General features: G+C 41.3%; 1 protein-coding gene. It reads left to right on the top strand.

The features are described 5' to 3' along the window. Positions 1-59 precede the first annotated feature (59 nt). A partial coding sequence (locus tag NHH16_RS15470; protein ID WP_262070484.1) for a type IV secretory system conjugative DNA transfer family protein occupies positions 60-936 on the top strand: 877 nt, incomplete at its 3' end.

Below are 936 nucleotides of genomic sequence, written 5' to 3' on the forward strand. Positions count from 1 at the left end.
GGGAAGGTTGAAACCTACCGGAGTAATTCGGAAAGGCGCAACCGACCTACCTCATACAAATGTTTGACACGTTAATACGAGTAGCGGACGATGAGATAAAAGGCCCACTTCCAATCGAGGTAGAGGTTATGGCAGATGAGTTTTATTCAGGACCAAAGCCTAGTAACCCAGACGAACTATTAGGGGTAATTAGAGGGCGAAATATCAATATGGTGCCGGTCCTGCAATCTGTAGCTCAGATAAAAGCCTTGTTTCAGGGAGAGAAATGGGAAACTCTATTTGATACCTGCGCCACTGTTTGTTATCTAGGAAGTGGTCCCACGGCGAATAGTACCCATAAATGGATATCCGAAATCTTAGGAAAACGAACTATTGATACTAGGACAGATGGATTAAACCGAGGACGCAATACAGGAGATAGTTTAAACTTTGGAAAGGCAGGTTTATCGCTTTTAGAGCCAGCGGAAGTAAAGCGTATGCCTAGAGATGAGTGCATTATCTTGATCGAGGGGCAGTACCCTATCTATGACCAGAAAGCGAAGCCTTTTGATACAGAAGCATTTAAACAGGCAAAGGCTTTAGGGGATTATATTCATCCCGTAGAGGCAATTTATGATGAGGAAAAGATGGAATATATCACCGTTCATACTGCGAGAGAACGTCCTTTTCGTAGGTTATCCAAAGAAGAAGTGAGTTTTTATGAGGAAAGAGCCAAGACGGATCCATCGGTAAAGATTATTCAGATAGACGATAAAGATATGCTTTATTTGAATTGGAATAAAAAACATAAGCTTTCAGAGGAAGAGGTCGTTAATCTATATAGAGGGCAAAAGATTGATATGCCTAAGGAAGATATTCCAAGAGACGTCAAAGCAAATGGCGAGGAGCGAAAGGAGAGATTAGAAGAGTATCTAGATAAGAGTAATTGGGATTTAA

It is taken from the genome of Ohessyouella blattaphilus, assembly GCF_024721265.1.
Classification (GTDB): domain Bacteria; phylum Bacillota; class Clostridia; order Lachnospirales; family Lachnospiraceae; genus Aequitasia; species Aequitasia blattaphilus_A.